A 7,171-nucleotide genomic window follows, 5' to 3' on the forward strand; every position below is an offset into this window, starting at 1 on the left:
GCGCTAGCGTCAAAGTGGCTTTTTTTATGTATTTTTGAGGTTCAAATGTCTACCAGCGCCGATGCACAAATTACTCAACTTCGTGAAGTTTTAGAGCAACATAACTATAATTATTATGTACTTGATACGCCAAGCATCCCCGATGCTGAATACGATCGCCTATTACGTGAATTGAGTGCGCTAGAAACCGCAAATCCCGCATTGCTAACGCCTGACTCTCCAACTCAAAAAGTAGGGGGGGCTGCGTTAAGTAAGTTTGAACAAGTAAACCATCAAGTGCCGATGCTATCGCTTGATAATGCCTTTAGTGAAGATGAATTCAACGCATTTGAACGCCGTATTAAAGAGCGTTTGATGAGCAAGAATGAGCTGATGTTTTGTTGTGAGCCTAAACTTGATGGGCTTGCTGTGTCGATCATTTATCGCGAGGGTGTGTTAGTGCAAGCAGCGACCCGTGGAGATGGATTTACCGGAGAAAACATTACTCAAAATGTAAAAACAATCCGCAATGTGCCGTTAAAATTACGCGGTAATGATTACCCTGCTGAGCTAGAAGTTCGTGGCGAAGTATTTATGGATAGTGCCGGTTTTGACAAGCTTAATGAGCAAGCACAAAAACGCGGCGAGAAAGTATTTGTTAATCCCCGAAATGCCGCAGCAGGTAGTTTGCGCCAACTGGATTCAAAAATCACGGCGAAAAGACCATTAATGTTTTACGCATACAGCACCGGGCTGGTGGCTCAAGGCAGCATTCCTGAAGATCACTATCAACAGTTAGCTAAATTAACCGATTGGGGGCTTCCTTTGTGCCCTGAAACTAAGTTAGTAACAGGTACACAAGCCGCATTAGACTACTATAACGACATTTTAACGCGCAGAGCACAGCTTAAATATGAAATTGATGGTGTGGTAATAAAAGTTAACGAAAAAGCCCTACAAGAGCGTTTAGGCTTTGTTGCACGTGCACCACGTTGGGCAATTGCACACAAATTTCCAGCCCAAGAAGAAATAACACAATTACTTGATGTTGAGTTTCAAGTGGGCCGCACGGGGGCAATTACGCCTGTTGCTCGCTTAGAGCCGGTGTTTGTCGCAGGGGTTACGGTTTCAAATGCGACACTTCATAATGGCGATGAAATCGCGCGGTTAGGAGTTAAAGTCGGTGATACAGTTATTATTCGCAGGGCTGGCGATGTTATTCCACAAATAACGCAAGTGGTGTTAGAAAGACGCCCTGAGGATGCTCGTGATATTATTTTTCCTAAGCAGTGTCCAATTTGTGACTCTCAAATCGAAAAGGTTGCAGGAGAAGCGGTAGCACGTTGTACGGGAGGGTTAGTGTGTCCTGCGCAGCGTAAGCAAGCGATTAAACACTTTGCATCACGAAAAGCATTAGATATTGATGGCTTAGGCGATAAAATTGTTGACCAATTAGTTGACCGTGAATTAATCAAAACACCTGCTGACTTATTTATTTTAAAGCAAGGGCACTTTGAGTCATTAGAGCGCATGGGGCCTAAGTCGGCAAAAAACTTAGTGCATGCATTAGAGGACGCTAAAGCGACGACGTTAGCAAAATTTATTTACTCTTTAGGTATTCGAGAAGTCGGTGAAGCAACGGCGCAAAATCTAGCGAATTATTTTTTAACATTAGATAAAATCATATCAGCAAATACTGATAGTTTAATACAGGTTAGTGATGTGGGTGACATTGTTGCTAACCATGTTCGTGGCTTTTTTACCGAACAACATAATATCGATGTGGTCAATGCGTTAATCGAGCAAGGAATCCACTGGCCTGATATCAATGTAGCCACGACAGAGGAGCAACCGCTAGCTGGGTTGACCTATGTATTAACAGGGACACTCAATACATTAAACCGTAATGATGCTAAAGCTCGCTTGCAGAATTTAGGTGCCAAGGTATCTGGCAGTGTCTCAGCTAAAACAGATGCTTTGGTGGCGGGTGAAAAAGCAGGTTCTAAATTAACCAAAGCACAAGACTTAGGTATTGAGGTATTAACCGAGCAACAACTCATTGATTTGTTTGTAGCTCATAATGGTTGATTGAGGTAATAATGAATCGATATGGACCCCAGTACTGGGATAAGTATGGTAGCTACCGTACGCCTTTAGCATTTCACCTTAGTTTATTAGTGTTACTTCGAGGGTATTTTATTTGGGCGGTGGCGGCATTAAGTCGTCGCCCAGATCTTGATTTAATGTCGTTGTTTTTTAGAACGAAAAATGACTTTTTTATCGCCGTAGCGATTGGTGCCATTGCTATTTTACCGCTGGCGGTGTTTTGTTTAAGAAGGCCTCGGGACTCCCATTTACAGAGCGAGCGATTAGCAAGGGTATGGCGCTTTATGCGTTGGCCATTAGTGTTATGTGCGGTTATAGATTTAACCTGGTTAAGTATTCAAGCCGCACATAGTCATTATCAGTTCTCAGGCTTATTAGCAGGGCAGATGGTGCTGGTTCTTTGGGTGACCCTCTATTTAGTGAAAAGCCGTTATTTAGTTGTTTTTTTTAACGATTGGCCTGAGCCTAACGATAAAAAATAAAGTTTAAGCGACTCCTTAGGAATCACGATGGAAGCTGTAAATAAAAAAATTATGTTGTGTGTAGGCGCATTTGGTATAGCGCTTATATCTTTAGCTTTACTCATAGATTTGACGCAATATTATTGGTTTATTGCGTTATTAGGCGTGTGGGGAGTCATCTTTCTTTCATCTTGCTATCGCATCACGCCCTTATTTAAAGCACGAAATAAGATCGAACACTTTATTCAAAGGGATGCACAACATTTATTGTTGTTTAGTTTAGCCGGTTTTTTTGATCAAAAGCTAGGACCACAATGGTTAGTTATTGAAAGTATAAATAAAATAGAAACTCACAATAATGAATTAATTGTACATAGCAGTAACGATCGTCGTTTATCTATTAGCTTACCAATCACTAAAAAAGAGCTCGATATTTTTTTACAGCGACTATTAACTGAAGCAGAAAAACAATCAATTTATTTTCATTAATGCTAACGTATAACTAATTAAAACTATTTAGAGGCTGTTATGTTAACGTGGAAAGATATTATTCATTTTGCAAGTCATGGTAATCCTCAAGCTGAGCATAAAGTGATAAAAACGGATGCTCAATGGCAAGCCCAACTAACCCCTGAGCAATACTATGTCACACGCAACAAAGGCACCGAGTATCCTAATAGTAATAGCAGTTGTGATATTTTAGAGCCAGGTGAATACAGTTGTGTTTGCTGTGACAATCTATTATTTGATGGCAATGAAAAGTTTGCCAGTGGCAGTGGTTGGCCGTCATTTACACAGCCTGCGGCTATTTCTGCGATTGCTTATATATTAGATAACAGCCATGGTATGGAGCGTGTAGAGGTGATTTGTAATGTGTGCGATGCTCATTTAGGTCATATTTTCCCTGATGGGCCACCACCGAGTCGTTTGCGTTATTGCGTTAATGCTTTAGCAATGAAAAAAGTGAGTTAATACTCGATTAGCTTAGGTTTAACTTCATTTTATTTGCTTTATCTACTAATTTATCAAAGCGTTGAGTTTGTTCTTCTTCAAGAGATGCATTGCTTAATAAAGCATAGCATTTTTTGGCAAGTGCTAAATTTATTGTTTTACCATGTTGACTCGCACTATCAAATAAACACTGTAACAAGTTTAATGCAATGCTGTTATTACGCGGCATGATTCGAAAAGCCTGAGTGAACGCTTCGAGTGCGGTATTAAGTTGCCCTTTATTAAACTGGGTAACAGCATGGTTGTTTAATTCCTTTGGCCCCATTTTAATATCTCGACGTTCATTTTGCTGCTGTTGAATGTATTTTAAATAAGTACTATCACTGATTTGTGAATGACGTTCACAATGGCTAATGATCTTTGTAAACAATGTTTGTGCTTTTTGATGAAACCCTAATTCATGTAATGCTTTTGCTTTATCTAATGCACCATCCACTGAGCGGATTTGCTCATCATCTTGCAATTGGTTAATTAATGCTTTTGCTTTGTTATGTTCATCTTTTAAATAATGTAAGCGTGCATTAAGTACATCAATTTGTTCTTGGTTTGAGATATTAGGAAATTGATTTTTTAATGTCGTTAAATGTTGATTTGTTTGACGAGAAATTCGTTGTATTTGATCACTTTGATCTGTTGTTAGCGCAAAGTCGATACCCGCTCTTGCGGCATTTAAATAGATGTCGGGATGATCGTGGATTGAATGTTTGGCAAAATCAACAATCTCTTTTTGAGTCATAAAACTTTGTTCATAATCATGATTAATTAAAGAGACGGTACTTAGCGATTTTTGTCGGCTTATATTACGCGGTGCAATTTGTGCAGCCTGCGTTAAATAAGTTTGTGCTTGCTCAAATTGGTTTAATTTAATTTCTAACCTACCGAGTAAGTCTAAGGCAATTAAACGTGTTTCAGGGCGTTCAATGAGTGTTTTTAACATACGTTGGGCTAAGATATGTTCTTTATTTTCGATTAAGGCTTCTATTAAGCCAAATTTAGCCCACGCAAAATTTTGCATATTTAATACGGATTTAAAAAAATCTTTAGCTTCAGTCACTCGATTTAATCGTAATAAAATGTCACCTTTTAATCGCAGTAGGATAGGGGTGTAATTACCTTGTGCTTTTTCAAGAGTGGCATTGATATACTTTAATGCTTTGGAATCATTTTGATCATCGATAAGTGTATAAATTTTTAATAAATCATTTTTTCGTATTAAAATACGTTCAATTCTGATTTTTAAATCATTGACGGTAAATGGCTTTACTAAAAAATCGTCGGGCTGTAATTCTAAAACACTGTGTACCAGCGTCCCACTGGTTTCAGCTGAAATGAAAATAAAGCCGGTAGAGGGTTTTATAAGTTGTTTTACTCTTAACTCTTCATAGAGCTGGTAACCATCTTGATGTTTACTTAAGTTAAACGAACAAACAATAATATCAAATTTCTCAGTCGTACATTGTTGTTTAGCTGATTTTGCATGTTCGGCAAAATAAAGTTTGCTAAAGCCAAGCTTTTCAAGAGATTGTTTCATATAGCTTTGAGTCAATGGTTGCTCTTCGACTATGAGAATTTTTGCTTTATCAAATATTTTTGCTGGCATGTACGGTGCAACTTAAGTATGCGTTATACAGACTATAATCAACCCTTTAATACGTTACAAGGGAATTTGTTGTATCGGCTTAACTTTAAAAAGAATTGTTACGAAAACTATAATATCGAAAACTAAGATAACAATGAAATAGATTAATATTGTAACGTTTAGATAAAAAGAAGTGGCAGTATGATTTTATTATATGTGGTGGGTGATACTGGACTTGAACCAGTGACCCTCGCCTTGTAAGGGCGATGCTCTCCCAACTGAGCTAATCACCCACATATAATATGTCGATTAAATGGTGGGTCGTACTGGACTTGAACCAGTGACCCTCGCCTTGTAAGGGCGATGCTCTCCCAACTGAGCTAACGACCCAAATAATCTTTTTTCTTTGCACTCACCAATAAAATGGTGGGTCGTACTGGACTTGAACCAGTGACCCTCGCCTTGTAAGGGCGATGCTCTCCCAACTGAGCTAACGACCCGCAAAGAGTATCTAAATGGTGGGTCGTACTGGACTTGAACCAGTGACCCTCGCCTTGTAAGGGCGATGCTCTCCCAACTGAGCTAACGACCCATTTAGATAGTGTAATATGGTGGGTCGTACTGGACTTGAACCAGTGACCCTCGCCTTGTAAGGGCGATGCTCTCCCAACTGAGCTAACGACCCATATTACGTTGTTGTTCTACACGACATTTAACAATGTTAAATGGTGGGTCGTACTGGACTTGAACCAGTGACCCTCGCCTTGTAAGGGCGATGCTCTCCCAACTGAGCTAACGACCCGTATAGAACTTAGATATTGACCATAATATTTTAAATTATGGTGGGTGATACTGGACTTGAACCAGTGACCCTCGCCTTGTAAGGGCGATGCTCTCCCAACTGAGCTAATCACCCATATCTAAAACAACACATTGCTGCGTTGTTGTGGGGCGCTATTATAGATAGAGTTGGAAATGTGTCAACACTTGAATGATAAAAATGTGCTGAGTGAAGCTTTTATAATCAAATATGTTCTCGTAGCAGTGATTGAGGATGTTTTATAGGCAAGTATCTCAGCTAAAATAGGTAGGTTATTTGCTCAACCAAACGTCAGTACTTTTGTTTAACGTTTTTGTAAACTGTAAAAGATGAATGTGTGTGATTATGTGTACTGCCATTTCTGTATTAAACAGCTACATTATTTAGGCCGATATTAATCTCTTTTTTAGTGATTTGGCGAAAGCCACTATATTTAACTTAATAACAAGTGGTAAACAATCAGCAAATAAATACTGAGTACTGCACTAGGGGCAGTTAATGAGTGAAATTTATATATCAATCATCACCTAGATTTAAATTGCTTATAAATGTATACCTTTTAAAATAGGCATTCCTTACTTTAAAGCACATAATATTTATTTATAAACGAATAGGGTAGATAGAGTAGGGCTCATACCCACCTAAGTTGGTTAGGTGTGTTGAGTTGTAAATAGGGCTTACGTTTAAAAATGGATAAAAGTTAATCTTTAATGCTTGTGTTCTATCCAGTTTGTTGAAAATTAAATCATTTAAATAAAGTTAGATAAAAAACTGTTGACTTTATTTGGGGCACTGCATAGAATGCGCCCCGCACTCAGCGATACACAGCACGTTAAAGCGAGCAGGTGTATTGATGTTAAAGTTGGGGCTATAGCTCAGCTGGGAGAGCGCTTCGCTGGCAGCGAAGAGGTCTGCGGTTCGATCCCGCATAGCTCCACCAAAACAATGTGCACTGTCCTAGGGTAGCAGTTTTCTGTGTCCCCATCGTCTAGAGGCCTAGGACACCGCCCTTTCACGGCGGTAACAGGGGTTCGAATCCCCTTGGGGACGCCACTAATTTAATTAGTTGTGGTATATACCAAGAGAATAACGTAGCAATTAAAGCTCGAGTCTTTACTTGTATAGCGTATTACCTTAAAACTCAGGATTTGAGTCTAACTAATCAATCGTCCTAGTGACACAGATTTTTCTGCGTCCCCATCGTCTAGAGGCCTA

At 39.2% G+C, this 7,171-nt stretch carries 5 protein-coding genes and 9 tRNA genes; 6 read left to right on the forward strand and 8 right to left on the reverse strand.

Annotated elements, in window-relative coordinates:
- The first annotated feature begins 45 nt into the window (after positions 1-45).
- From ligA to msrB, 4 genes are read left to right on the forward strand one after another with little or no spacing between them, the layout of a single operon-like run.
- Entirely contained in the window at positions 46-2,067 is a 2,022-nt protein-coding gene (gene ligA, locus J8L70_RS15010; protein WP_211056397.1) for an NAD-dependent DNA ligase LigA, read from the forward strand.
- Positions 2,068-2,078: 11 nt separating this feature from the next.
- Positions 2,079-2,567, forward strand: a complete 489-nt coding sequence (locus J8L70_RS15015) for a DUF2919 domain-containing protein (protein ID WP_211056398.1) — start codon at positions 2,079-2,081, stop codon at positions 2,565-2,567.
- A 27-nt stretch (positions 2,568-2,594) separates the two neighbouring features.
- Positions 2,595-3,035, forward strand: a complete 441-nt coding sequence (locus J8L70_RS15020) for a hypothetical protein (RefSeq protein WP_211056399.1) — start codon at positions 2,595-2,597, stop codon at positions 3,033-3,035.
- Between the two features lie 39 nt (positions 3,036-3,074).
- Positions 3,075-3,518 carry a peptide-methionine (R)-S-oxide reductase MsrB gene (msrB, locus tag J8L70_RS15025; protein ID WP_211056400.1) on the forward strand — a complete coding sequence of 148 codons (444 nt, stop codon included), beginning with the start codon at positions 3,075-3,077 and terminating at the stop codon, positions 3,516-3,518.
- A gap of 7 nt (positions 3,519-3,525) precedes the next feature.
- Here the strand turns inward: msrB and J8L70_RS15030 are convergent, their stop codons facing one another.
- The 8 genes from J8L70_RS15030 to J8L70_RS15065 all read right to left on the reverse strand — a co-directional run bounded on the left by J8L70_RS15030 (position 3,526) and on the right by J8L70_RS15065 (position 6,052).
- Entirely contained in the window at positions 3,526-5,157 is a 1,632-nt protein-coding gene (locus J8L70_RS15030) for a tetratricopeptide repeat-containing response regulator (RefSeq protein WP_211056401.1), read from the reverse strand.
- 196 nt (positions 5,158-5,353) lie between these two features.
- Positions 5,354-5,429, reverse strand: a tRNA-Val gene (locus tag J8L70_RS15035).
- Positions 5,430-5,450: 21 nt separating this feature from the next.
- A tRNA-Val gene (locus J8L70_RS15040) sits at positions 5,451-5,526 on the reverse strand.
- A gap of 34 nt (positions 5,527-5,560) precedes the next feature.
- A tRNA-Val gene (locus J8L70_RS15045) sits at positions 5,561-5,636 on the reverse strand.
- Positions 5,637-5,652: 16 nt separating this feature from the next.
- Positions 5,653-5,728, reverse strand: a tRNA-Val gene (locus tag J8L70_RS15050).
- Positions 5,729-5,745: 17 nt separating this feature from the next.
- Positions 5,746-5,821, reverse strand: a tRNA-Val gene (locus tag J8L70_RS15055).
- Between the two features lie 41 nt (positions 5,822-5,862).
- Positions 5,863-5,938: transfer RNA gene (locus J8L70_RS15060), tRNA-Val, on the reverse strand.
- A 38-nt stretch (positions 5,939-5,976) separates the two neighbouring features.
- Positions 5,977-6,052: transfer RNA gene (locus J8L70_RS15065), tRNA-Val, on the reverse strand.
- A gap of 768 nt (positions 6,053-6,820) precedes the next feature.
- Here J8L70_RS15065 and J8L70_RS15070 point away from each other — a divergent pair.
- Both J8L70_RS15070 and J8L70_RS15075 read left to right on the forward strand, forming a co-directional pair.
- Positions 6,821-6,896, forward strand: a tRNA-Ala gene (locus tag J8L70_RS15070).
- A gap of 37 nt (positions 6,897-6,933) precedes the next feature.
- Positions 6,934-7,009, forward strand: a tRNA-Glu gene (locus tag J8L70_RS15075).
- Positions 7,010-7,171: the final 162 nt, after the last annotated feature.

The organism is Pseudoalteromonas sp. MMG010 (assembly GCF_018100905.1).
Taxonomy (GTDB): domain Bacteria; phylum Pseudomonadota; class Gammaproteobacteria; order Enterobacterales; family Alteromonadaceae; genus Pseudoalteromonas.

Coding starts and splice junctions, on each gene's coding strand:
- ligA (WP_211056397.1), top strand. CDS start 46: ATGTCTACCAGCGCCGATGCACAAATTACTCAACTTCGTGAAGTTTTA.
- J8L70_RS15015 (WP_211056398.1), top strand. CDS start 2,079: ATGAATCGATATGGACCCCAGTACTGGGATAAGTATGGTAGCTACCGT.
- J8L70_RS15020 (WP_211056399.1), top strand. CDS start 2,595: ATGGAAGCTGTAAATAAAAAAATTATGTTGTGTGTAGGCGCATTTGGT.
- msrB (WP_211056400.1), top strand. CDS start 3,075: ATGTTAACGTGGAAAGATATTATTCATTTTGCAAGTCATGGTAATCCT.
- J8L70_RS15030 (WP_211056401.1), bottom strand. CDS start 5,157: ATGCCAGCAAAAATATTTGATAAAGCAAAAATTCTCATAGTCGAAGAG.